The sequence below is a fragment of the Moritella sp. 36 genome, assembly GCF_018219415.1.
Lineage (GTDB): Bacteria > Pseudomonadota > Gammaproteobacteria > Enterobacterales > Moritellaceae > Moritella.
Map to the genome: position 1 here is coordinate 104,144 of NZ_CP056120.1, position 26,164 is coordinate 130,307.

Annotated in this window: 14 protein-coding genes and 3 rRNA genes; 15 read left to right on the forward strand and 2 right to left on the reverse strand. The window is 40.4% G+C overall.

The window, feature by feature from the left end; translation table 11 throughout:
- The first annotated feature begins 127 nt into the window (after positions 1–127).
- The 3 genes from HWV03_RS00480 (at position 128) to rrf (ending at position 5,097) form a co-directional block, all read left to right on the forward strand.
- Positions 128–1,672 (forward strand): 16S ribosomal RNA (locus HWV03_RS00480).
- Positions 1,673–1,963: 291 nt separating this feature from the next.
- Positions 1,964–4,855: ribosomal RNA gene (locus HWV03_RS00485) — 23S ribosomal RNA — on the forward strand.
- 126 nt (positions 4,856–4,981) lie between these two features.
- Positions 4,982–5,097 (forward strand): 5S ribosomal RNA (gene rrf / locus HWV03_RS00490).
- Together the 16S, 23S and 5S rRNA genes form the textbook arrangement of a ribosomal RNA operon.
- A gap of 129 nt (positions 5,098–5,226) precedes the next feature.
- Here the strand turns inward: rrf and HWV03_RS00495 are convergent.
- A complete protein-coding gene (locus HWV03_RS00495; RefSeq protein WP_211678043.1) occupies positions 5,227–6,348 on the reverse strand; it encodes a phosphoserine transaminase in 1,122 nt (373 codons plus the stop codon).
- A 177-nt stretch (positions 6,349–6,525) separates the two neighbouring features.
- Here HWV03_RS00495 and HWV03_RS00500 point away from each other — a divergent pair, with 177 nt between their 5' ends.
- The 12 genes from HWV03_RS00500 to HWV03_RS00555 all read left to right on the forward strand — a co-directional run bounded on the left by HWV03_RS00500 (position 6,526) and on the right by HWV03_RS00555 (position 24,604).
- On the forward strand, positions 6,526–6,921 hold the full coding sequence (locus HWV03_RS00500) for a phnA protein (RefSeq protein ID WP_211678044.1): 396 nt from the start codon (positions 6,526–6,528) through the stop codon (positions 6,919–6,921).
- Between the two features lie 102 nt (positions 6,922–7,023).
- A complete protein-coding gene (locus HWV03_RS00505; protein ID WP_211678045.1) occupies positions 7,024–8,214 on the forward strand; it encodes an NAD(P)/FAD-dependent oxidoreductase in 1,191 nt (396 codons plus the stop codon).
- A gap of 131 nt (positions 8,215–8,345) precedes the next feature.
- A complete protein-coding gene (locus tag HWV03_RS00510) occupies positions 8,346–9,173 on the forward strand; it encodes a TnsA endonuclease N-terminal domain-containing protein (protein WP_211678046.1) in 828 nt (275 codons plus the stop codon).
- A complete protein-coding gene (locus tag HWV03_RS00515; protein ID WP_211678047.1) occupies positions 9,160–11,298 on the forward strand; it encodes a Mu transposase C-terminal domain-containing protein in 2,139 nt (712 codons plus the stop codon). Before HWV03_RS00510 ends, HWV03_RS00515 begins: the two co-directional genes overlap by 14 nt.
- Positions 11,295–12,731, forward strand: a complete 1,437-nt coding sequence (locus tag HWV03_RS00520) for an ATP-binding protein (protein ID WP_211678048.1) — start codon at positions 11,295–11,297, stop codon at positions 12,729–12,731. The genes HWV03_RS00515 and HWV03_RS00520 overlap by 4 nt, the downstream gene beginning before the upstream one ends.
- Before the next feature lie 28 nt (positions 12,732–12,759).
- A complete protein-coding gene (locus HWV03_RS00525; RefSeq protein WP_211678049.1) occupies positions 12,760–14,319 on the forward strand; it encodes a TnsD family Tn7-like transposition protein in 1,560 nt (519 codons plus the stop codon).
- A gap of 86 nt (positions 14,320–14,405) precedes the next feature.
- Positions 14,406–16,043 carry a type I restriction-modification system subunit M gene (locus tag HWV03_RS00530; protein ID WP_211678050.1) on the forward strand — a complete coding sequence of 546 codons (1,638 nt, stop codon included), beginning with the start codon at positions 14,406–14,408 and terminating at the stop codon, positions 16,041–16,043.
- On the forward strand, positions 16,043–17,326 hold the full coding sequence (locus HWV03_RS00535) for a restriction endonuclease subunit S (protein ID WP_211678051.1): 1,284 nt from the start codon (positions 16,043–16,045) through the stop codon (positions 17,324–17,326). Before HWV03_RS00530 ends, HWV03_RS00535 begins: the two co-directional genes overlap by 1 nt.
- Positions 17,323–19,005, forward strand: a complete 1,683-nt coding sequence (locus HWV03_RS00540) for an AAA family ATPase (protein ID WP_211678052.1) — start codon at positions 17,323–17,325, stop codon at positions 19,003–19,005. The genes HWV03_RS00535 and HWV03_RS00540 overlap by 4 nt, the downstream gene beginning before the upstream one ends.
- Positions 19,005–19,871, forward strand: a complete 867-nt coding sequence (locus tag HWV03_RS00545) for an HNH endonuclease (RefSeq protein WP_211678053.1) — start codon at positions 19,005–19,007, stop codon at positions 19,869–19,871. The genes HWV03_RS00540 and HWV03_RS00545 overlap by 1 nt, the downstream gene beginning before the upstream one ends.
- 12 nt (positions 19,872–19,883) lie before the next feature.
- Positions 19,884–23,078 carry a type I restriction endonuclease subunit R gene (locus HWV03_RS00550; protein WP_211678054.1) on the forward strand — a complete coding sequence of 1,065 codons (3,195 nt, stop codon included), beginning with the start codon at positions 19,884–19,886 and terminating at the stop codon, positions 23,076–23,078.
- 14 nt (positions 23,079–23,092) lie between these two features.
- Complete coding sequence (locus HWV03_RS00555) at positions 23,093–24,604, forward strand: hypothetical protein (RefSeq protein ID WP_211678055.1); 1,512 nt, start codon at positions 23,093–23,095, stop codon at positions 24,602–24,604.
- Between the two features lie 311 nt (positions 24,605–24,915).
- Here the strand turns inward: HWV03_RS00555 and HWV03_RS00560 are convergent, their stop codons facing one another.
- Positions 24,916–25,959, reverse strand: coding sequence for a zinc-binding dehydrogenase (locus HWV03_RS00560; RefSeq protein WP_211678056.1), 1,044 nt, complete (start codon positions 25,957–25,959; stop codon positions 24,916–24,918).
- Between the last annotated feature and the right edge of the window lie 205 nt (positions 25,960–26,164).

Here is a 26,164-nt window from a genome sequence, read left to right on the forward strand (position 1 = left end):
ATGTAATTGTGAACATTAAATTAAATCGAAAGATTTGGTTTTATAAACAACAAACCTCGGTTTGTTGTTGAAGTACAGAATTCATTGAGCCGACTTAATCAACATCGTTGATTAGTCAAAAAACTTTTAATTGAAGAGTTTGATCATGGCTCAGATTGAACGCTGGCGGTAGGCTTAACACATGCAAGTCGAGCGGAAACGAAGAATAGCTTGCTATTCTGGCGTCGAGCGGCGGACGGGTGAGTAATGCTTGGGAATCTGCCTAGTCGAGGGGGACAACAGTTGGAAACGACTGCTAATACCGCATACGACCTACGGGTGAAAGGGGGCCTCTTCTTGAAAGCTCTCGCGACTAGATGAGCCCAAGTGGGATTAGCTTGTTGGTGAGGTAAGAGCTCACCAAGGCGACGATCCCTAGCTGGTCTGAGAGGATGATCAGCCACACTGGAACTGAGACACGGTCCAGACTCCTACGGGAGGCAGCAGTGGGGAATATTGCACAATGGGGGAAACCCTGATGCAGCCATACCGCGTGTATGAAGAAGGCCTTAGGGTTGTAAAGTACTTTCAGCGAGGAGGAAAGGCAGTAGATTAATACTCTACTGCTGTGACGTTACTCGCAGAAGAAGCACCGGCTAACTCCGTGCCAGCAGCCGCGGTAATACGGAGGGTGCAAGCGTTAATCGGAATTACTGGGCGTAAAGCGCATGCAGGCGGTTTGTTAAGCGAGATGTGAAAGCCCCGGGCTCAACCTGGGAACTGCATTTCGAACTGGCAAACTAGAGTTCTTGAGAGGGTGGTAGAATTTCAGGTGTAGCGGTGAAATGCGTAGAGATCTGAAGGAATACCAGTGGCGAAGGCGGCCACCTGGCAAGTAACTGACGCTCAGATGCGAAAGCGTGGGTAGCAAACGGGATTAGATACCCCGGTAGTCCACGCCGTAAACGATGTCTACTCGGAGTTTGGTTCCTTGAGAACTGGGCTCTTAAGCTAACGCATTAAGTAGACCGCCTGGGGAGTACGGCCGCAAGGTTAAAACTCAAATGAATTGACGGGGGCCCGCACAAGCGGTGGAGCATGTGGTTTAATTCGATGCAACGCGAAGAACCTTACCTACTCTTGACATCCATAGAACTTTCCAGAGATGGATTGGTGCCTTCGGGAACTATGAGACAGGTGCTGCATGGCTGTCGTCAGCTCGTGTTGTGAAATGTTGGGTTAAGTCCCGCAACGAGCGCAACCCTTATCCTTATTTGCCAGCACGTAATGGTGGGAACTCTAAGGAGACTGCCGGTGATAAACCGGAGGAAGGTGGGGACGACGTCAAGTCATCATGGCCCTTACGAGTAGGGCTACACACGTGCTACAATGGCGCATACAAAGGGCTGCAAACCAGCAATGGTAAGCGAATCCCATAAAGTGCGTCGTAGTCCGGATTGGGGTCTGCAACTCGACCCCATGAAGTCGGAATCGCTAGTAATCGTGAATCAGAATGTCACGGTGAATACGTTCCCGGGCCTTGTACACACCGCCCGTCACACCATGGGAGTGGGCTGCACCAGAAGTCATTAGCTTAACCTTCGGGAGGGCGATGACCACGGTGTGGTTCATGACTGGGGTGAAGTCGTAACAAGGTAGCCCTAGGGGAACCTGGGGCTGGATCACCTCCTTACGTAAAGTTGTTAATTTTTGTAAGTGCCCACACAAATTGCTTGAATAGAAAGTTGAATAGTATGTCTTACTAATAGTAAGACGCTAGTAAGCAAAGATAAGCAATCGCTTGTTTATCTTTGCTTTTTAGCAAATTGCTCTTTAAAAATTTGGAAAGCTGAATAAATAAAGAAGTTCTTAAAACACGTTATTGCTTCGGCAATAACAATATAGTGTTCTTGAGTATTCTTGAGGCGAAAAAAACTAGATAATACCTAGTTATTTCAATTGTACGGTCGACTTTAGATTGTATGGTTAAGTGACTAAGCGTATACGGTGGATGCCTAGGCAGTCAGAGGCGATGAAGGACGTGTTAATCTGCGTTAAGCTGTGGGGAGTTGATAAAAAGCGTTAATCCACAGATTTCCGAATGGGGGAACCCACTCTACTTTGTAGAGTATCGTAACGTGAATACATAGCGTTGCGAAGCGAACCGGGAGAACTGAAACATCTAAGTACCCCGAGGAAAAGAAATCAATAGAGATACCCTTAGTAGCGGCGAGCGAACGGGGTCTAGCCCTTAAGCAGTTTGGAAGTTAGTGGAAGATTCTGGAAAGTTTCACGATACAGGGTGATAGTCCCGTACATGAAAACGACCTTACTGTGAAATCGAGTAGGACGGCACACGTGATATGCTGTTTGAATATGGGAGGACCATCTTCCAAGGCTAAATACTACTGACTGACCGATAGTGAACCAGTACCGTGAGGGAAAGGCGAAAAGAACCCCTGTGAGGGGAGTGAAATAGAACCTGAAACCGTATACGTACAAGCAGTGGGAGCAGACTTGTTCTGTGACTGCGTACCTTTTGTATAATGGGTCAACGACTTAATTTCAGTAGCAAGGTTAAGCGAATAGCGGAGCCGTAGGGAAACCGAGTGTTAACTGCGCGAATAGTTGCTGGGATTAGACCCGAAACCCGGTGATCTAGCCATGGGCAGGTTGAAGGTTGAGTAACATCAACTGGAGGACCGAACCGACTAATGTTGAAAAATTAGCGGATGACTTGTGGCTGGGGGTGAAAGGCCAATCAAACCGGGAGATAGCTGGTTCTCCTCGAAAGCTATTTAGGTAGCGCCTCGCGTCTAACTATTGGGGGTAGAGCACTGTTAAGGCTAGGGGGTCATCCCGACTTACCAACCCTTTGCAAACTCCGAATACCAATAAGTTCAATCGCGGGAGACACACGGCGGGTGCTAACGTCCGTCGTGGAAAGGGAAACAACCCAGACCGTCAGCTAAGGTCCCAAAGTGTATGTTAAGTGGGAAACGATGTGGAAAGGCTCAGACAGCCAGGAAGTTGGCTTAGAAGCAGCCATCTTTTAAAGAAAGCGTAATAGCTCACTGGTCGAGTCGGTCTGCGCGGAAGATTTAACGGGGCTAAACATACCACCGAAGCTACGGATGCAAGACTTGTTCTTGCATGGTAGAGGAGCGTTCTGTAAGCCGTCGAAGGTGAGTTGAGAAGCTTGCTGGAGGTATCAGAAGTGCGAATGTTGACATGAGTAACGATAATGGGGGTGAAAAACCTCCACGCCGAAAGACCAAGGGTTCCTGTCCAACGTTAATCGGGGCAGGGTGAGTCGACCCCTAAGGCGAGGCCGAAAGGCGTAGTCGATGGGAAACAGGTTAATATTCCTGTACTCACTTATATTGCGATGGGGTGACGGAGAAGGTTAGGCTAGCATGGCGATGGTTGTCCATGTTTAAGGTTGTAGGCTGTGTGCTTAGGTAAATCCGGGCGCACATTAAGGCTGAGAGCTGATGACGAGTCTCTACGGAGATGAAGTAGTTGATACCCGGCTTCCAGGAAAAACCTCTAAGCTTCAGATATAAGAGAATCGTACCCCAAACCGACACAGGTGGTTAGGTAGAGAATACTAAGGCGCTTGAGAGAACTCGGGTGAAGGAACTAGGCAAAATGGTACCGTAACTTCGGGAGAAGGTACGCCGATGATGGTGAAGGACTTGCTCCGTAAGCTATTGTCGGTCGCAGAGAAATGGTGGCTGCAACTGTTTATTAAAAACACAGCACTGTGCAAAATCGAAAGATGACGTATACGGTGTGACGCCTGCCCGGTGCCGGAAGGTTAATTGATTGGGTTAGACTTAGGTCGAAGCTCATGATCGAAGCCCCGGTAAACGGCGGCCGTAACTATAACGGTCCTAAGGTAGCGAAATTCCTTGTCGGGTAAGTTCCGACCTGCACGAATGGCGTAATGATGGCCACGCTGTCTCCACCCGAGACTCAGTGAAATTGAAATCGCTGTTAAGATGCAGTGTACCCGCGGCTAGACGGAAAGACCCCGTGAACCTTTACTATAGCTTGGCACTGAACATTGAACCTACATGTGTAGGATAGGTGGGAGACGTTGAAGCATTGTCGCTAGATGATGTGGAGTCAACCTTGAAATACCACCCTTGTACGTTTGATGTTCTAACGTAGGTCCCTTATCGGGATTGCGGACAGTGTCTGGTGGGTAGTTTGACTGGGGCGGTCTCCTCCCAAAGAGTAACGGAGGAGCACGAAGGTTGGCTAAACATGGTTGGACATCATGTGGTTAGTGCAAAGGCATAAGCCAGCTTAACTGCGAGACAGACACGTCGAGCAGGTACGAAAGTAGGTCTTAGTGATCCGGTGGTTCTGAATGGAAGGGCCATCGCTCAACGGATAAAAGGTACTCCGGGGATAACAGGCTGATACCGCCCAAGAGTTCATATCGACGGCGGTGTTTGGCACCTCGATGTCGGCTCATCACATCCTGGGGCTGAAGTTGGTCCCAAGGGTATGGCTGTTCGCCATTTAAAGTGGTACGCGAGCTGGGTTTAGAACGTCGTGAGACAGTTCGGTCCCTATCTGCCGTGGGCGTTTGAGAATTGAGAGGAGCTGCTCCTAGTACGAGAGGACCGGAGTGGACGAACCACTGGTGTTCGGGTTGTTATGCCAATAGCATTGCCCGGTAGCTAAGTTCGGAACTGATAACCGCTGAAAGCATCTAAGCGGGAAGCAGGCCTCGAGATGAGTTCTCACTGGGACTTTAAGTCCCCTGAAGGGCCGTTGGAGACTACAACGTTGATAGGCAAGGTGTGTAAGTGCTGTGAGGCATTGAGCTAACTTGTACTAATTACCCGTGAGGCTTAACCATACAAACTGAAGTATGATTAATTGAAATATCGACTTAAGAATAGACAGAACACTTTATGTTTTAAAGACTTCTTTATTTATAGCTTTTCAGATTTTAAAGATACAACTTGAAAGCAAACCAAATTTGCTTGGTGACCATAGTGTTGCGGTACCACCTGATCCCATTCCGAACTCAGTAGTGAAACGTAATAACGCCGATGGTAGTGTGGGGCTTCCCCATGTGAGAGTAGGGCATCGCCAAGCGCCAAATTAGAGAGAGCCGATATCAGTAATGATATCGGCTTTTTTGTGCCTGAGATTTAAGTTAGCGACTGATAAAAACCAGCCTACGGCCGGTTTTGTGTATATTACTATACGTAAATCGAAACGTTATTATTGTTCATCTCGAACACTTTCATAAGCCCAAATGAGCCAAGGTAATAGTAACTCGAGATCATGTGATTCTACTGTAGCTCCACACCAAATACGCAGTCCTGACGGGGCATCTTTATATGAGTTAATATCATAAGCAACTTGTTGCTGAGCTAATAGTTTACTGAACGCTTTTAATTGAATATCGCTTAGTGCTAAACGTAAGCATACGCTGGTATTTGATCTATATTCAGCTCGCACTGAAAGAAAATCTATCCATTTATGTTGGGCAACAAAGTTACTTATAATCGCTAAATTATTTTCAGAACGGTTAATTGCAGCGTCAACGCCACCGATCTTGTCTATCCAGTTCAATGCATCTAAATAATCCGCTACGCATAGCATTGACGGAGTGTTAATAGTGGCTCCAGTAAAAATCGCTTCAATCAATTTGCCATTTTTAGTTAAACGAAAGATCTTAGGTAATGGCCAAGGTGGGGTATAAGATTCTAAACGTTTAACTGCTGCAGGGCTAAGTACGATCATGCCGTGAGCACCTTCACCACCTAATACCTTCTGCCAACTGAATGTGGTTACATCGAGTTTATCCCATGCTATCGGCATGGCAAATACAGCTGAGGTGGCGTCACAAATTGTTAAACCTGTACGTTGGTCACTGATCCAGTCTGCATTTGGCACTTTAACGCCAGATGTAGTGCCATTCCAAGTAAACACAATGTCATGCTCTGGATTCGTCGTGTCTAAATCAGGGAGTTGGCCATAATCAGCGGTGATTGCATTCACATTGCTAAGTTGAAGTTCATTTTTAATATCATTGAACCAGCCTTTACCAAACGATTCCCAGTAGCAAACATCAACCGTTCTTGCCCCGAGTAATGACCACAGCATCATCTCCATTGCACCAGTATCAGAAGCTGGAACTATAGCGATGTGATAGTCCCCCGGAATTTTTAAGAGCTCTTTGGTTTTCTCAATGGCTTTTTGTAGCGCTGCTTTACCGATATTAGAACGGTGTGAACGACCGAGAGTACTTATATCCAGTTGTGTTAATTCATAGCCAGGACGCTTACTGCAAGGGCCTGAAGAAAAGTTTGGGTTCAGGGGTTTGTTAGTTGGGATCATTCGTTATTCCTTTACTAAAATGCTATCCATATGAATCGATTATAGCAATCCAGTTGTCATCTATGAAGTATTTAAACTCGCGATATTTTATAGCGTGTTTTATTGCTGCTAACGTTTGCTATTCATGACAAATAAACGTATTTTCAACACAGTTTAAATATATAGGAATTGAAGATTATGGCTAAAGGCTTAGACAAACATCAACATAGAAAAGATGCATTAAATGCATTCGGTAAAAACTTAGCACGACGTGCGCGTTCGCATTGTGAAACATGTGATGCATCAGGTGTGAAACTAAATATTTTTGAAGTTGCGCCGATACCGACAACCCCCGAGTATGATGATTGTATTTTAATTTGTGATACTTGTAGTGAACAGCTTAACAACCCTAAACGTATTGATGCTGACCATTGGCGTTGTCTAAATAAATCAATGTGGTCTGAAGTTGCTATCGTACAAGTGACTGCGATCCGTATGTTACGTTTGTTAGCTGAAAAGCATGAATGGGCGGCAGATCTTGATGAAATGGCATACTTAGAGCCTGAGGTCGAAGAGCGCATTAACCAGCAATAATTAATCTATCTATCTACTGACTGAAGTCGTTTGGGTATCTGGATAATTAATGCTATTCTGCGGCTCCATTTTTGTATTCTAGTTAAATTATAGAGGTCTTCGATGAGCCAAAGTTGTGATGTGATAGTAATTGGTGCAGGTGCTGCAGGATTGATGTGTGCGGCAAGTGCTGGTTACCGAGGTCGCTCTGTATTGGTTCTCGATAATGCCAAGAAAGCGGGTCGTAAAGTCTTAATTAGTGGCGGTGGTCGTTGTAACTTTACCAACAATGCTCTTTCTACCGATGCATTTATTTGTGCTAATCCGCATTTCGTCAAGTCTGCATTAAGTCGTTATACTGCGTGGAACTTTATTGATATGGTCGAGCGCCATGGTGTTGCTTATCATGAACGTGAACATGGACAGTTATTCTGTGACGACTCAGCAAAAGATATTGTTGATATGTTGCATACCGAATGTGATTGGGCTGGCGTGAAGATCCAATTACGCACTGAAATACTATCGATTGATAAAACAGATGACGGTCGTTTTCATCTGCAAACCAGTCAAGGACCTCTAAATTGTGAGTCCTTGGTTGTGGCGACCGGAGGGTTATCTATGCCTAAACTTGGGGCTACACCTTATGGTTATAAAATTGCAGAGCAGTTTGGTTTAAAAGTAAATGCAACTAAAGCGGGTCTTGTTCCATTTACGCTACAACAACATGATAAAGATAAATATGCCGATCTTTCTGGTGTTAGTTTACCAGCGCGTATTACAACAGAATCAGGTGTTAACTTTAAAGAAGCTTTGTTGTTTACTCATCGTGGGCTGTCTGGACCGTCAGTTTTGCAAGCATCATCTTACTGGAATCCAGGCGAAGCCATTAGCATTAACTTATTACCAGATACTGAAATAACCGACACCTTAGCGAAAATGACGGAGTCGAGCCCTAACCAAGCGTTAAAAACAGCATTAGCGCGTGTCTTACCGAAACGTCTTGTTGAGATATTCTATGCTGATGGGTTATTGCCTGAATGCACACTTAAGCAGTTACAGCATAAAGAGCTTGATGATATTTCAACACTCTTGCATAACTGGCAAGTAAAGCCGAATGGGACTGAGGGTTATCGTACTGCAGAAGTGACCTTAGGTGGTGTTGATACTAATGAACTTTCTTCGAAAACTATGGAAGCAAAAAAAATGGCTGGTTTATACTTTATTGGTGAAGTAATGGACGTAAGTGGTTGGTTAGGCGGATATAACTTTCAGTGGGCTTGGTCTTCAGGCTGGAGCTGTGGTCAGTTTGTGTAATTGTGTGTAGTGACAATAAAGTTTGCCCGTAAGCAATAAAGTTTGCCCGTAAGGATGTTTTGAGACAATAAAGTTTGCCCGTAGTGGCGTTTGGAGCTATGCTTTTCCTAGATGTTATATTGGAAAATATTATGCCACGCGGAAGAAAACTCGAGTCATTTAAAGACTATCAGCGAGCGCTGAAACAAAAGTATGGTGTTGGTCAAGGCATAGATTATAAGCCTTGGCTAAGAATTCAGGATGTTAAGTCAGAAGGCACAAGATCACTTATCTTCGGTAGGAAGGTTCAGCGAAACCATCATATGATGTCTTCTATCGAGAGTGAATTTTTCCACTTAGCTGAGTTCATGGATAATGTAATTGATATTAGAGAACAATTTCCTATTCTACCGTTGAATTTGACCCAAAAAGTAGCTCATGTATTAGGTGTTAAGCACCCTACCCACCCCAAAACGAAAGAACCCATTATTGTAACAACGGATCAATTGCTTACAATTAAAGGCACAAATGGTATCTCTTATCATGCTGTATCAGTAAAGCCAGAATCTGAATCAGATAAATTACGAGTACTCGAGAAAATAGACATTGAACGAGTTTGTTGGGAGTTACTCGGAGTTAAGTTTAACTATTTCACAGGGAACGAATTAACAAGAACCCAGAGTAGCAATATTGCTTGGGCTACCGCTCCATTTCGTGAAAACCCTGTTTTATTTTCTAATGATCAAATTAATTATATGCTTTCTAACATGAAATTAGGGCAGGTATTTATTGAAGATCTTTGTAACAACCTTATATCAGCACAGATTGTTTCGCATGATGATGCCTTATCGTTGATTGGTTACTTGGTAGCAGAAAAGTACATAGATGTTGACCTATCATTTAATATTCCTGAATCAGGTATATTAGATATTAAAGGAATATCTGTAGCTCAAAAAGGGGTGGTTTATGGAACTTCCTAGAAACAGTGTTTGGGAGTTTAAGGGGTCGGACTTAATTGAAGATTGCTTATATCGTATCTTGGATATAATGCAAGATGTTGAGTCTGTTATTTTATTTCCACTAGATAAACCTTCAGCAACAGTTCGGCCTATCGCTCTATCTATACAAGCATTTACTGAACAAGCTAAAAGTCAGAAAGCTATTAAATCTGAGTATATTTTGCCTAACTTTATTCTAGTTGATGAAGCTGACATTTCAGAAGAGCATATAGCACGCAGAGATAAAAATTATAGTTTGGTTAAAGATATTGTGGTCGACCGAGCTTTTCTATTTGATTATGCAACTAAGAAACGTGTACCTCACTTGGCTGAATATGCTAAAAACGCTGGAATTGATCGTAAAGCGTTATCGAGACTATTAACCCAATATTGGCGTTACGGGCAGGATAAAATGGCTCTTCTTCCTGCATTTTCTAAGAGTGGTGGTTTGGGGAAAGAAAAAAAACCGACCAACAAACCATTGGGGGCACCAAAAAAACCAAGGACAGTTGCGATAGAAAGGTCAGAAAAATATATAATTTCTGATGCAGATAAGGCTAACTTTAAAAAAGCACTTAAAAAATACCATCTTAGAGAGTCAGGCCTGACGCTGGCAAAAACATTCAAAAAAATGTTAATTGATAATTATGCTGATGAAGTACGTATTGCTGATGCGTGTGCCAGACCACCATTTGTTCCGACCAAAAAACAGTTTAATTACTGGAGTAAGAAACTATTCACAAAAGATGAGATCATTAAGCGCAGAACATCTGAAAATGATTTTCTAAGAAATAAAAGAGGGTTGCTTGGAAGTGTCATTCAAGATAGTTTTTTACCTGGCACTCACTTTGAGATCGATGCAACTGTAGCTGATGTTCATATTGTATCTGAACTAGGAACTCAACACGTATTGGGTCGGCCAACGATTTATGTCGTGGTTGACAGGGCTAGTCGGATGATAGTTGGGGTGCATGTATCACTCTTCTATGCCTCATGGCGTGCAGCTCGTCAGGCTCTCGTAAATAGTTTTTTACCTAAGTCTGATTATTGTCGTGAGTTTGGTATAAACATTAGCAACTCTGAATGGCCTTGTGCACATATTCCCAAAGAGCTTGTTTGTGATAATGGTGAAATGATTGGCCAGGAACCAAGAAAAGCACTCACACCTATGACTAAGTTGTCTTTTACTCCTCCGTATCGCCCTGACTGTAAAGGGGTTGTTGAAAAGCGGTTTGATATTATTAACAAAGATGTTGTTCATGAATTTTTAGGCACAACGAGAGGTGGTAATGTAGTCCGTGGTAGCAGAGACCCAAGAAAAGATGCAATCTATACATTAAAAGAAGTGACAACTGAGATAATAAAAGCTGTGTTAGAGCACAACAATTCGATACTGGATGACTTAGCCTTTTCTAGCCCATTGTTAATAGATAACGACTTATCTCCAACACCTATAAATTACTGGAAAATTCACATCGCGAAGCATAAGCATGAATTGCAATCGGCCAATTTTGATGAAGTGATTGCTCGTTTACTTCCTACTGCTGAAGTGAGTATGACGAGAAGTGGTATTCACTTTAATGGTTTGTACTACTCTTGTTCGGAAGTGGAAGATCGAGAATTAGCATCGGTTGCAAGAATATCTGGTCAGTGGCGTCTAGAAGCAAGAATTGATGAGAATACTACAAATTACATTTATGTAAGATTAGATAAGAACCAAGGCTTTATTCGTTGTAATTTATTACCTCGTAGTCGTATGTTTAGAGATAAATCAATGATTGAATCTGATTTTGTACAAGATTGGCTTGATTCAAAGAAAGAGTTATCACCTATAAATATTTCCTCTATCGAGGATCACAGGCAGCGTAAACAGGCAACTCGTAAGGCTAAGCAGCGAAGTAAAGATGCTGAAAAAATGACGTTTGCTGAAAAAACAAAAAATGTACGTCAGCGTCGTAAAGAAGAACTTGAGGCTACCACTAATATTATAACTCCTAAAGTAAAGAGCCAAGATGTAGATAATGTAGATGTGCCAAGCTCAGTTGAAGCTAAGGTTGTACTTCTACCTAAGGGGAGAAAAAGAAGAGTAAAGGGGGATGAATCATGATCACTACTAAAGCTATTTATCATGGTGCCATTCTTCCTGAGCACCAAGGAAATCCTCTTATAGAAGCTCTACCGCCTAAGTTATCTTGGGAAGAAGTTATGGAAGTGTTTAGTAACTATCCCGATTATGCGGAAGATATCGCAGATCACCCTGATCCATTAGTTCGAGATGAATATCTCAATCGTATAGAAGAACTTAGACAACCATTATCTGAGTACGAAGCATGTTTTAGGGCCATTGAAAGAGCGATTAAAAAAGGGTATTCAGCCAAAAATCCATTTACACCGACAACAGCACAATATTTGCAATATCTTGTGGATGAAAGGCCCGACGTTGAGCCTAGGACTGGTTTTTTCAAGCCTAAAGGAGAAGGGTTGACGTTAATCGGTGAAAGTGGCGTAGGTAAGACTTCAATGCTTGAACAAATTCTTTGTTATTTTCCGAGTGTCATTGAACATGATTCATATCATGGGATGAATCTTGAGTTTAAGAAACAAGTCGTTTGGATTAAGGTGGATTGCCCGAGCAATTCGAGTGTCAGAGACTTATGTGAAGAAATCTTGGCTTCACTCGACCTTTCACTTGATAGGGAAATAACTAAACCAGCAGGGACGATTGGAGCGCTGATTCGTCAACTAGAACAAAATATTAAGTCTAGCTTTCTTGGCATGCTGGTGATCGACGAGATGCAAAACTTACAGTTCAAGCGAACTGGTGGTGAAAATAATCTTCTCAAGTTTTTGCATAGACTAGTAAATAAGCTTGGTGTGCCCCTTTTTTTTGTTGCTAATCCACCGTTTGATGCGACTTTAATTAAGGAACTTAAAGCAGCTAGACGAGCAGAGAGTGGATACCACCGCAATATGTCTGTTCTCCCAAAAGGTAGTGATTCTTGGGAGGCCTTTGTAGAACAATTATGGAAATATCAATGGACAAATATTTACACCGAACTAACTGAAGAGCTTAACTTAACTCTCCATCAGTTATCCGTTGGTAATGTTGATATGGCGAGTCGCACTTACCGAGAAGCTCAGCGGTTAGTTATTGGTTGCGTGGATGAAAGGCTCACAGTGGCGACTCTTGAAGCTGGTAATGCTGTGGCGTGTGGTCTATCGCGACAAACTGGCGAAGTTAGTAAGTTAAAAACTAAAATAGCTTTACCTAGTGGTAAACAACGTCGAACGCAGAACACTGAAAAATCATCAGCAATGAATGTTACCGTTAATGTAGATAAGACTGGTGATATAACTAAACCCCAGCATCCAGAATTTGCAGTTCAAATAGTTGAAATTTTGGGGGCCGTAGATATCTCAAGTAGAATTGTCGATCCAGATCTATTCCAACAAGCAGCTGATAGTGATGATCCTATTGATTATCTAAGAACAAGAGGGGTTTTGTTAGATGACCCACTTGCGGAGTTGTCCTACACTTAGATCATATTTTTGTAAGATGAGGCTTAACATGTTGCTACCATTAGCTTTACCTGATGAGTCTCTTCATAGTCGTATTTGTCGCGGCATTTCACATTGCGGATATACGAAACAGCAATATCTTGAAGTACTTTGTGGATCCTCAAAGGCGACTATTCATCCATTTATTGCTCTGAATGTTAATAACATTGCTAATGCAGTAAACGAAGTTGCTGGTAAGCTGTTATTAGAGCAATCATTAAACCCCATATTTGCTTACTTTCTTCCCAAATATGCCCAAAAAATACTGAACTCAGATACACCATCTCAAGAAATGTTAAGAGCATGTCAGCTACAGGCATTTCGAGAGAAAGAAGAGCTTAGTTTAAAATATTGCCCTATTTGTGCTCAGAGTGACCTGAAAGACTATGGAGTGGCATATTGGCATTGTTCGCAGCAAATACCTGGTATTGAGGTTTGTTCAAAGCATCAAGTTTGGTTGATTCATCAAGAACCACCGAGCCGAAGTCATATCGAGCATGATTTTTTACCTATTCCAAATGCTGAAACTCGGGAGTGTAGGCATATAGCAAAGAGGTTTGCTCTGTTCACTGCTAGCATGCTTGATGGCTCAAGGCTTCACCGTTCTAATGCTACCGACTATAAAAATCAGTTGGTTAACTTAGGTCTTGTAACAAAGAATCAAAGTATAAGAAGAAAACTACTGTGCAAAGAGTTGTTTTATCTAAGCGTCAAGGTACTTCCTATCAACTCACCTTGGCTCCCTAAGTCTGCTGATGATTATCACTATTGGTCAGCAGTTATACATAGTGAATACAATCAGCCACCGATAAAACATCTTTTACTGCGTTTTTATTTTTTGACTAAAAGCACCGCTCCCTCACCTACAGAATCGCTTAACTCTGGTAAGAGCAATGAGCATACTTTAGAAGAAAATTGTTGTGAGTTACTTCGACAAGGAAATTCTATGGCTTCTGTAAGTCGATCTATCGGTAAGAGTCGTTGTTATGTCAAAACTACAGCGCTAAAGCATGATATACCCGTCAATTTAAAACCAAGAATAATTACTAATACTTTAAAAAATGATGTTATTAAAGTGGCTTACAAAGGTTTTAATCGCGGCGTTATCGCTCGGAAATTTGATATATCTTCTGGTAGTGTTGAGCAAATCATATCAACGACAGACGGATTAGTAGAGAGACGAAAGTGTTGTAAATCAGAGTCTTTACGTCGCAGATACAAATGTGAAATACAGCGATTTATTGAAAGAAATCCTGATTCATGTAGGCAGGAAATTAAACGAGCTTGTGAAGCTGCTTTTTATTGGGTATATCTGCATGAAGCTGATTGGTTAGAAAGAGAATTACCTGTTGCTCAAAAAACACAGCATGTAGACAGGGTAGATTGGTATATGCGAGATACAGATGTTGCATCTGCTATATGTGAAATAATGAAATTTTCAGAAATGCCATTAACTCGAACGGAGCTAGACAGAATGTTAGGAGGGCATAGCTGGCTGACTTCAAAAAATTCTAAGCTGCCCAAGACTAAGACCCTGTTGATTGAATATGGTCTATTATCTGACAGTTAATATATATTTAGTGATATTTCTACGATCGTTGCTTTCAACTTTTTGATATAATGCCGCTCAATTAATTTTATATTGAGTGAACGTAAATGTCAGATTTTAAAAAGATTGAGCAGTTAGAAAAACAGCTTTGGAGTGCCGCAGATAGCTTGCGGGCTAATACGGGTTTAACAGCCCAAGAGTATTCGCGCCCAATCTTAGGATTAATCTTTCTTAGATATGCTGAATTTCGTTTTACTCAAGCAAAAGAAAGTATTGAGAGTAAAGGCAGTTCTCGTCGGCGTGGCAGCAGCGATATCAAGTCTAAAATTCAGGCGGAAGGCGCAATGTATGTGCCTGATGACGCATTGTATTCAAATTTATTGGCACTGCCTGAAGGGTCTAATATTGGCCTAAATGTCAATAATGCAATGAAAGCACTAGAAGCGGAAAATGAAGCGATTAAAGATGCTTTGCCAAAAACTTATACTCGCTTTGATAATGGTATTTTAAAGGGATTACTTAAGAATTTTAATGCCATTGACTTTGGCATGGGCTCGGATGTATTTGGACGTATCTATGAATATTTCCTCAATGAATTTGCCAAAACTGAAGGTCAAGGCGGTGGTGAGTTCTTCACGCCATCAGCATTAGTTAGCTTAATCACAGAAATCATTGAACCGTATCATGGCAAAGTTTTTGATCCTGCTTGTGGTAGCGGCGGTATGTTTGTTAGCTCAGCTGATTTTGTTGCTAGTCACAACAAAAATGCATCCGATGAGTTATCAATTTTTGGTCAAGAGAAGACTGGTGATACAGTTCGTTTGTCAAAAATGAACCTAGCAGTTCATGGTCTACAAGGTGACATCCGTGAAGGTAACTCTTATTACGAAAATCCATTTGATTTGGCAGAAGGTAAGGTTGTCGATGGAAAACAACATGGTCAATTTGATTATGTGATGGCTAACCCTCCTTTCAATGTTAATGAAATCCAAAAAGATCGCTTAGAAGGCGATAAACAACGTTTCCCTTATGGCATGCCACGTAATGATAACGGCAACTATCTCTGGATTCAGATGTTTTACTCTGCCCTTAATGAAACTGGTCGAGCTGGTTTTGTTATGGCTAATTCAGCCAGTGATGCTCGAGGTTCAGAGCAAGAAATTCGTCAGCAACTGATTGAAGATGACGGTGTAGATGTGATGGTTGCGGTATCGAGTAACTTCTTTTATACCGTAACTTTGCCTTGTGCCCTATGGTTTTTAGATAAAAACAAACCAGCCCATAATAAAAATAAAGTACTGTTTATCGATGCACGCCATATCTTCCGTCAGGTGAACCGATCTGTACGTGACTACACAAGTGAACAGTTAAACTTTATTGCCAATATTGTACGTTTATATCGTGGACAAACAGTTGATAACACTTACTTAGAAGCACACTCTGATGAGGATAATGATGGTAGCTACAGCTTAGAAAAATTCTTTAACAATGAAAAAGAGGAGCTTAGTTATCAAGATGTTGCTGGCCTTTGTAAGGTGGCGACAAAAGCTGAAATCATTGAGCAAGGTTACAGCTTAAACCCTGGTCGTTATGTGGGAGTGGCGGCAGGGGAGCAAGAACATGATGAAGACTTTGCTGCTAACTTAGGTACTTTACAGGAAGAGTTAGAAGTGTTGAATAATGAAGCTCATGAATTGGAAGGCGTTATCTCTGAAAATGTAATAAAAGTATTGGGGAATATTTAATGTCACAACTTGTATTACTTGATGAGCATATTTCTACACAAAAAGGCTTTGCATTCAAAAGTAAGTGGTTCGTTGATATGGGTCGAGAAATTGTAAAAGTCAGTGACTTTACTTCCGATTCAATTGAGCCAAATGGCCTGATGAAAATTTCAGAGGATCTTGGAGAGCAATATTCTCGTTATGCTTTATCTACTGGTGACGTAATTATCCAAACTGTAGGTTCGTGGCCTTCGAATCCTGCGTCTGTTGTCGGAAAAGCGGTAAGAGTACCAAAAACGGTTAATGGAGCTCTACTAAATCAAAATGCAGTAAAAATTATCCCTAGAGAGACAATGCATCGAGGGTTTCTTTACTATTTGTTACGAAGTAATGACTTTAAAGAATACATTATAGGTACAGCACAAGGTGCAGCTAGCCAAGCAAGTATTACGTTGGATGCGATCAAGCGATATAAATTTGAGCTACCAGAGTTCAAAGAGCAAGTAGCTATTGCGAAGTATTTGGAAAACTACGACAACCTAATCGAAAACAACAACCGCCGTATCGCTATTTTAGAAGAGATGGCGCAATCCCTTTACCATGAATGGTTTGTCAAATTCCGCTATCCAAGCCATGCGAAGAATGTAGATGCAAACGGTAATAAAGAACTCATCGACTCACCATTAGGGCAAATTCCTGAAGGTTGGAATGTTAGAGAGCTAAATGAATTTTGTAGTAAAATAGGAAGTGGTGCTACCCCTAGAGGGGGGAAAGCTGCGTATAAAAAAGAAGGTATCCCACTTATTCGAAGTATGAACATTTATGATTCTACTTTAATTACTAAAGATCTAGCCTTTATAGATGATGAACAGGCTGCTCGTTTAAAAAATGTTATCGTTGAGCCTAATGATGTTCTCTTAAATATAACAGGGGCATCGGTAGCACGATGTTCAATAATACCTAGTGCGTATACACCTGCTAGAGTAAATCAGCATGTTGCAATTATACGGTTTGATACAGATATACTGAGCGCAGAGTATTTGCTGTATACATTAATTTCAAAAAATGGAAAAGCGAGATTACTGTTAATAGCCCAAGGTGGCGCAACCCGTGAGGCGCTTACTAAAGCCGATATTGAGAAGTTTAAAATCGTTGTTCCTCCATTAGAGATTGTTAAAAAATTCAACTTATTAGCACAAGCACTTGTAAAACAAAAAGAAGTATTATTTTTAAAAAATGAAAACCTAAAAAAACAGCGCGATATGTTGTTACCTAAGCTGATCTTTGGGGAAATTAAGTTATGAAAATCTTCTATCACGGTCAAGGTTCATGGAATAGCAGCACTCCTGCTGGTTTGGCATCAGAGCCAAACGTATTAGCGCTAAGTGGTAATAACTGGGATGACTATGGTTCAAAAACAACGCTTAATGCCAGTCTGTACTTTGATGGTGAAAGATTAGATTTTGACTTCCATATTAAGGTGTTAATTGAGGGAGTTGACTACACTGCAGCCTCGTTGAGCGAAATGAAAGCTGCTGGTTGGGATGGCTTTTTCCCGATACCAAGCTGTAACTATATTTCTTTGCCTTCTGACATCGAATTCTATTCAATTATTGAGTCTAAGTTAGGACTGGAAAACGCTAAGAAACTGCTGGAACTTTTGAATGATGCAGGTTTACAGAAAAATGTTGTGAAAGATGAAACCTTCAGTGAGCTTCTAGTTAGCCAGGGTTTTTCAAGTTCACTTTTGCGAGAGAGTGGTGCAACTAAAGCATTTGAAGATGGTTGGCGTATTTTCGATGGGAGCTCTATCGAAATTCATAACTTTAAGCTTAATCTATTAACGAAAGAGAAACGAGTTAAGACTGTTCCTTTTAAGTTTGAGTCATCGCTATTGCCTTATGACATCAATGTTTTAATAGGGCCGAATGGAATCGGTAAGTCTTATAGTATTAAGTCACTTGTTGAGTATTGGTTGAAAACAGGTATGGGAGACCTCAATGCACTTCGCGAATCAGGTCATCAGCCGTTTGATAAAACACCTAACTTTCGTAATTTAATCCTTGTCTCGTATAGTCCATTTGAAGAGTTTGAATTAGATTTAGAACAGCATAACTTACAAGATAAACAAGCATATACGTACTTTGGCTTTCGTCATAAAAGGTCTGATGGTTCAATTGGTATTAGTCGTAATTTACCAGTCTATCACTCTGCTTTATCTATAATTAAAGCAATATACGATGATGCAAGGCTTGATTTTATTACAAACCGAGTCAAAAAGTTTCCCACGATTAGTGAAGCTCTAAGTCATGCCTTCACATTTGAGCATCTAGCGTTAGAGATAAAGGACCCATCAAAACTAGGCTTTCTTTCGATTAATTTAACTACTATTGATGACAAACAGTACTTGCCCTTGTCTTCAGGCATATCTGAGTTCGTTACGGAGGAAGCCTTAACGGCAGCATGTGATTTTGAAAAAGGAGTTATTTTCCTTAAAAATGAAGAGCTTTGCACATTGAGTTCTGGTCAAAGGCTCTTTACGTATATTGCTATTAATGTTGTTGGCGAACTGAAAGAAAATAGCTTAGTTGTTATCGATGAACCAGAACTATTCTTACATCCAACCTTGGAGATCGAGTTTGTTTCTTTACTAAAAACTGTTTTAGAACCTTTTAAGTCAAAGGCTATTTTAGCAACCCACTCTTTAGCTGTTGTAAGAGAAGTACCTTCCAAATGTGTCCATATTTTTAGGGATGAAGGACACGGGTTAGATGTTGTATCTCCCCCATTTGAGACATTTGGCGGCGATATGCAGCGTATATCTTCTTATGTTTTTGGTGATAAATCTGTGACTAAACCATTTGAAGATTTCCTGATTGAACAGTCAGCTAAGTATTCACCTGAGCGGCTTATTGATCTTCTAGGTAAAGAAATAAATGAAGAAATGACAATGTCCATTCTCAGACTAGGGAGGCGTCGTTAATGGTTGCTAAAGTGCCTATGCCTGAGTATGACTCCTTAGAGGTCGTTAACACTGTGATTGCTGAAAGAAAAAAATTCTTGGATTTTTATCGTTCTATAACCGGTGACCTTCGGGCTCAGATCCTCTCTTATATAGAGAATGAGGGAAATCCAACCAATATTACAGCCTTAAACTTAAGACGATATACAAACTCAGATGAAGAGACTGTAATACGCAAAAAATCTTTGATTAATTTGTACAGCCCTAAACCGGAGCAGACACCCTTTAGACACTTGGAAGAGATGAGAAGTGAACATGGTTTGCTTTTTTGTCCATCTTGTGGGGAAGATGGCGCACCTGGCACATTAGATCACTACCTTCCTAAAACGGAGTTTCCTGAATTAGCTGTTTGCATCGCAAACTTGACGCCAATGTGTAGCACTTGTCAGGGGAAGAAATCATCTGACTATCTGACTGATGATGGTCGAAAGGCATTCCTACACCCTTACTATGATGAAATATCTGTCAGTTTGTTTCATGTTGATATTTGGCCACCATTTGATAAACCGTCTGCTTTTAATGTAACAGTAAAAGGAACAATAAGTGGTGGATTGAAACTTTTAGTTGAGAGCCATATTGAAGGTATCGACTTTAAAAATCGATTTGAGAAATATTGTGCAAGTAAACATTTGCATTTACTCAAACTTATGGCTGAAGAACGTGAAGATGAAGAGCCGATGAGAGCGGCTCAGTTGATTCGCCGGTTTCTTAGACAAGAGAATAAAAAGGCCATCAATGCGTGGGGCTCAATTTACTACGAGTCAGTATTAAGCACTCCAGCATTGCTAGATTATTTAGATAATGGCAATTTGCCAGCATTTATTTAAAGGAAATTAATAGTGACATACACAGAAGATGGTTTAGTTGAGCAACCTGCAATAGCGTTATTTGAAAGCCTTTATTGGGATACCGAAACTTGTTGGGATGAAATCTTTGGTAGAGATGCCGAAGGTGATGTCGCTTTTGGACGAGAAACTCGTAATGATGTTGTACTAACTAGCCGCCTTCGTGATGCTCTATGTGAATTAAACAAGGGTATTCCGTCTTTGGTTTTACAAGAAGCCATCGATGAGGTGTGTCGCGATCGCTCAGCTATGAGTGATATCGCAGCAAATGAAGCAATATACGTATTATTGAAAGATGGTTATACCTTCACTGCAACTTCAGATGATGAAGAAGATTACGTGGTGAGTTACATAGACTGGGAAACATCTAGTAATAACGATTTCTTGTTATGTAGCCAAATGTCGATATCAGGGGAAATTGAAACTCGACGCCCAGATTTACTTGGTTTTGTGAACGGTCTACCTTTGCTGTTTATTGAGCTTAAAACAAGCCATAAAAATCTCTTTAATGCCTATAAAGATAATTTTAAAGATTATCGTAAAACTATCCCTCAACTGTTCCACTACAATCAAATCATAGTCTTATCTAACGGTATTCAATCACGCGTAGGTTCTATATCTAGTCAGTGGGAACATTTTGCAGAATGGAAGAAGGTTGAAAGCGAAAAAGAACCTCGTCGAGTAAGTTTAGAAGTGGTGATCAGAGGTGTTTGTGAACGAACACGCTTCTTAGATATTATCGAGAACTATATTCTGTTCGTTAAGAAAAAGCAGACTTCAAAGATAGTCGCCAAATACCACCAGTACCTTGGGGTTAACCAAGCTTTAGAGGGGCTGACTAATGTAAAAGAACGTGCAGGTCAGCTCGGTGTGTTTTGGCATACACAGGGAAGTGGAAAAAGCTTCTCCATGGTGTTTTTCTGTAAGAAGGCTTTTCGTAAATATGCTGGTAATTGGACGTTTGTTCTCATTACTGACCGTACAGATTTAGATGACCAAATATATAAAACCTTCCACTCATCGGGTGCGTTGACAGAGAACTGTCAGGCGGAGTCTGGGGCTGAACTGAAAGTTTTACTTGCTGAAGATCACAGATTTGTTTTTACTCTAATTCAAAAGTTTAAAGGTGATGAAAAGGGAAACTATCCTCTTTTATCTGAGCGTGATGACATTATCGTGATCACAGATGAAGCACATAGAAGCCAATATGATTCATTGGCTATGAATATGCGCAGCTCAATGCCGAATGCATCTTATATGGCTTTTACGGGAACACCTTTATTGTCAGAGCAGCAGTCTGATGATAGTTCTAAAGAAAGTGGTAAAACTCAAGAGATATTCGGTGATTATATTAGTGTCTATAACTTTGCTGATGCGGTAGACGATGGCGCTACATTGCCGTTGTACTATGAAAACCGCGTACCTGAAGTCAGCTTGTCTCGTGATGACGTCGGTGATGAAATAGCTGGTATTATTGAGCAATCAGACCTTACTGATGAGCAAGAAGAAAAATTGGAACGAGAGTTTTCCAAGTCGTATCACATTATTACTCGTGATGACCGTTTAGAAACTATCGCAAAAGATTTAGTAGATCATTATATAAACCGTGCACCATTTGGTGATAATCAGCTTGGAAAGGCTATGGTTGTATCTATCGATAAAGCAACAGCGATAAAAATGTTCGACAAAGTTTCAGATGCATGGAAAATTAAACTTAAAAGTCTGAAGTCACAAGCTAAGTTTGCCAAAGGTAGTCGTTCTGCAAAGTTACAGTTTCAAATTGAACACATGGAAACTACAGATATGGCTGTCGTTGTATCGGGTGAACAGAATGATGAAGAGCGTTTAGCTAAAAAAGGGTTGGATTATAAGACTCACAGAGCACGTATGGTTAAAGAAGATATCGATGATAAATTCAAAGACTTTGATGATAACCTTCGTATCGTTTTTGTTTGTGCTATGTGGCTAACAGGCTTTGATGCTCCTTCAGTATCAACTCTCTATCTTGATAAACCGTTAAAAAATCACACTTTGATGCAAACGATTGCTCGCGCTAACCGAGTTTTTCCTGGTAAAAGTGCAGGTCAAGTAGTTGACTACATCAATATTTTTAGTGCATTACAGTTAGCTCTTGGTTTGTATGGTGGCGGGAAAGTAGCTGATCCAGGTGCTAGTTATGGCGTAGATAGTCCAGCTCGAGATAAGAGTGAATTAGTAGCTGCATTAGCCTTCGCTATTGATGAACTGAAGCTGTTTTTATCCAAGCAAAATATAGATGTAGCCGCAATAATTACAGCGCCAGCAGCAGGGTTTACTAAATTACAAATGCTTGATGATGCGAGCGAAATACTATTATCGCCTGATCTCAAAGATGAATTTACAGCTTTTGTTCGTCAAGTGAATAGAATATTTAAAGCTGTACTTCCCGACGATGATGCTAATGTATATGTACCTCATCGTATTGCGATTAATGTGATTTATGCGCAGATGCGTCAGAAGTCGGGTATTTCAATTGATGACGAAGATGTTTTGGATGTTGTACGACATCAAGTGAATGAATTACTAGATGAATCAATCACTACAATTCAAATTAAGAGTAATTTACCTGAACCAATTAATATAGCAGGCATTGATTTTGATGCGTTAGCTGAAATGGCTACGAAGATTAAAAAGCCACAAAAGTCGGATGCAGAACGTTTGAAAAATATCATTGAAAGAAAGCTACAACCAATGATGTTAAAAAATAAATTGCGACAAGATCTCCAACAAAAATTCCAAGAGCTCATTGATGAATACAACCTTGGGGCTTATACCGCTGAACAGTTTTTCCAGCAATTAACTGGATTTCTTCATGATTTGGACAATGAAGAGAAAAGGACTGTCAGAGAGGGCTTGAGTGAAGAGGAACTTGCAGTATTTGATCTAATGATTCAAGAGCTACCGCTCAATGAGAAAGAGCGAATAGAAGTTAAACTCATTGCAAAAGACCTCATTGATAATATGAAAGAGCTATTAGTTATTGATTGGCGTAAGAAGCAACGAACCAAAGCCCGTGTCCGTAGCTATATTGAAGATATTTTAGATCGTTTACCTGAATCTTATGATGATGATCTATGGCCAAAAACTTGTTCTGAAGTGTACATGCATGTTTATGAGAAGTATCCAGGCCAAGGGCTGAGTGTTTATTAGTTAGGTCATTAATTATGTTTGTTCTGAATCCTAAGGCTAGCGAGTCCACCTTAAGTTACGCGTTTAGACTGGCTCGTTTCAATGGTTTGTTAACAGTCCCATTTTTCTACAAGTATATCCTCCTGAAAAATGGGGGATTTGTTAGTAGCAAAAAATTGGCTGGGAAATTGTATGATTTGATTGGCGAGAGTCATAGCGTGCTATTTGAAGAGGTTACAAAAAGGACGCAAGATATACTTAATAATCATCGTGTTTCACGTTATCCAATTGTTGATAGCGAAGGGTATTTTCCTGATGATGAAAAAGTATATGAAAAATATGACAAAACAATACGCTATTGTCCTACATGTATTTTGGAACAGCACCACTGGCATGGTCATTCTTGGCTAAAACGGGATTGGCTATACAACCATAGATGCCTTGTTCATGAGAAAAAAATGCTAAGCATTGGTGAAACATCTGATGAGTTAGGATTAAATATTTTTGATACTTTCAAGTACGTTTTCGATGGTAAATTGGTTGGTTTTGAAGAAAATTATGCTCGTATTAACAACCAATACGAAAGTAGACCTGGCATACTTGCTCCGTGCGTACTAGTTGATTACTTTACAAGTACTCGCCGTAATGGATATTTCGACTTTAAAGAGTATGAGTGTTCTTTTTCTAGTCTGAACAGTCTTTTTTATCAATACCTTAATTGTTTTCCTAGTAACGAAAAAGAAGCGTTGAGGCAGTATCTTTTTAGCAGTGTTGATACGTGCTCGAAAGAAGGTTTTTACTTTTATAAAGCACGTAAACCTTGCATTGAATGCCCTCACAAGAAATATTGTCTGTATAACAAAGATGATACGATTTTGAGGCCTATTGATGAGATGGATGTAGAAAGCATTCTAGAATTTGTTTTTCAATGCTCATGTTTACCTGAGCATATTAGCGAACGTCAGTTAACGGTATATTCTGATTTGATAACTCATGTTAATGATTTTTTTGAACCGTTAAGCTATGAAGCTGACACCATAAACTGGTTAATAACTCTAATGCATTCTACCTATAGTACTCATAGTGAGTTTATCTCAAAGGGTGAAAGTAGTCCTAAATTCGATAACATTAGGCGTGAACCGATATCAGGATTATTGGTATTAACTCTAAGAAGAGAAAGAGTTAATAGTTCATATCGAGTAGTGCCTTTACCTAGAAACTTTGAGAAGCATGTAAAGAAGTATGTGGAGAAGAGGTTTAATGGGAAATTTAGCCTTAACAATCCTCTTGTTGCTTCAAAATCTGGCTTAAAGTCTATTTATCCTGGTGATCTAAATAAGCTAATAAGAAAATCTATTAAATTGTTTAATGCCGTACCGGTAGAAGGATTAAATTTGCACTCTATTAGAGATGCAATAGCTGCATCAGCGATTGTAGCTGGAGCGAATATGCAATATGTGACTAAATCTTCAGGGTTAGCTTATTCTCAGCTACAGAGAAAGGACGTTTTGCCAATTGAATCAAGGCTACCATTTACGCTAATGTGATACAGATTGACTTTATTCTGAACCTGATACTTTAATCTTGGTGATCCATTGGAGGGCGTTGGTACTTGTTTAGTTTCAAATTCTATCAAAACGTAAATTACCTTATGGGTTGGGTTCCAAGACTGGCTTAAAAGACTAATGGAGTTCATTTTTACGCTTTGGTTACGGGCAAACTTTATTGTCTCATTTCGTTCTTACGGGCAAACTTTATTGGGGCTACACAAATTGCTTAAAAAATTTGATAATGTGATAGCGCTCATCACATTATCAAATGTCAGTTCTTTTGATTTGATTCATTATAGTGAGTAATACTAAGCGAACTTTAGGATCACTTTACCGTCACTTTTATTATTCGCATAATGATCAAGTGCGCTTGAGAACGTATCAAAGTTAAAGGTGCCATAGATATCGGTCTGAAAAGTCCCTTCTGCGAATAGTTTTTGAACTTTTTTACTTAGCGCATAAATATGCCATGGTTTTGATTTCGCAAAATAATTAGCCAGCCAGAAACCCTCTATTTTTATATTTTTAAAAATAACATCGGATACACCAAATTGACCGCCAATTGGATCATGATTTTCGGTTAACCGACCGTAAACTATGGCTGTTGAGCGTTTCGGCATTGCGTGAAGTATTTGCGGCGTATCCAGTGCGGCAACTGCGTCTAATAGCACAGTCGGTTTTACGCGTTGGCAAGCTTCGGTTAACTGTTGCTTGTAATCGTCGGCAGTTGTTAGCAATACGCAATCTGCTCCTAGTTTTTCTAATACATCGACATTGGAGGCACTACGGACTGTTGCTATAGTTTTTAGGTTCTTCATTTTTGCATAACGAATAGCTCCTTTGCCGACTTGGCTGGCTGCAGCATTAATGATTACTGCTTTAGCTCCGAGTTCGATAGCGCGATCGATCATACAAATAGATGTTAATGGATTGACGATAATTGTAGATGCTTGCTCATCACTAATGTCTTTTCTTATTGGTAGGCAGTAATTGGCACTCGTAATGGCATATTCAGCCCATACACCATCTAGACCTGGCACTGCAGACAGTGATACCCGCTTACCTTCAAGCCATTTACCGTATAATCCAGCATTGGCTTTTACGACAACGCCACAACCTTCAAACCCCACAAATGCAGAATCAACGGGCGCGATGCCATATCGACCTAATAAGTATACAAGATCGGATGGATTGACTGGCGCGGCTAACATTTTGATTAGTACCTGTCCTGATTTTAGTTTCGGAAGTGGCTTTTCTTTTAACTCGATCCGTTGAGATGATGATGCTTGGCGATCATCAATTAATTTTAATGCAAAACCTTTATTGGTAGTGGGGTAAGTAAAATCTGACACATTAAACCTATATAAGTAAAAGAATATAATAGGTAATGTATATCATAGCATTTAGAAATTATAAGTTAACTTTCAAGTTCTTATAAAATTTAGTCATCTATTCTAATTAATTTGTAAATATAAGTTTGTTATATCGTGTCGAGGTTTATTTTATATCGAGGCCTTAAATTATTCGTTGCTAATCAGTTACCGAGAGTTCCTTTCA

Bases quoted from the DNA above. Each gene is read 5' to 3' on its own strand.
- HWV03_RS00495 (WP_211678043.1), bottom strand. From the start codon at position 6,348: ATGATCCCAACTAACAAACCCCTGAACCCAAACTTTTCTTCAGGCCCT.
- HWV03_RS00500 (WP_211678044.1), top strand. From the start codon at position 6,526: ATGGCTAAAGGCTTAGACAAACATCAACATAGAAAAGATGCATTAAAT.
- HWV03_RS00505 (WP_211678045.1), top strand. From the start codon at position 7,024: ATGAGCCAAAGTTGTGATGTGATAGTAATTGGTGCAGGTGCTGCAGGA.
- HWV03_RS00510 (WP_211678046.1), top strand. From the start codon at position 8,346: ATGCCACGCGGAAGAAAACTCGAGTCATTTAAAGACTATCAGCGAGCG.
- HWV03_RS00515 (WP_211678047.1), top strand. From the start codon at position 9,160: ATGGAACTTCCTAGAAACAGTGTTTGGGAGTTTAAGGGGTCGGACTTA.
- HWV03_RS00520 (WP_211678048.1), top strand. From the start codon at position 11,295: ATGATCACTACTAAAGCTATTTATCATGGTGCCATTCTTCCTGAGCAC.
- HWV03_RS00525 (WP_211678049.1), top strand. From the start codon at position 12,760: ATGTTGCTACCATTAGCTTTACCTGATGAGTCTCTTCATAGTCGTATT.
- HWV03_RS00530 (WP_211678050.1), top strand. From the start codon at position 14,406: ATGTCAGATTTTAAAAAGATTGAGCAGTTAGAAAAACAGCTTTGGAGT.
- HWV03_RS00535 (WP_211678051.1), top strand. From the start codon at position 16,043: ATGTCACAACTTGTATTACTTGATGAGCATATTTCTACACAAAAAGGC.
- HWV03_RS00540 (WP_211678052.1), top strand. From the start codon at position 17,323: ATGAAAATCTTCTATCACGGTCAAGGTTCATGGAATAGCAGCACTCCT.
- HWV03_RS00545 (WP_211678053.1), top strand. From the start codon at position 19,005: ATGGTTGCTAAAGTGCCTATGCCTGAGTATGACTCCTTAGAGGTCGTT.
- HWV03_RS00555 (WP_211678055.1), top strand. From the start codon at position 23,093: ATGTTTGTTCTGAATCCTAAGGCTAGCGAGTCCACCTTAAGTTACGCG.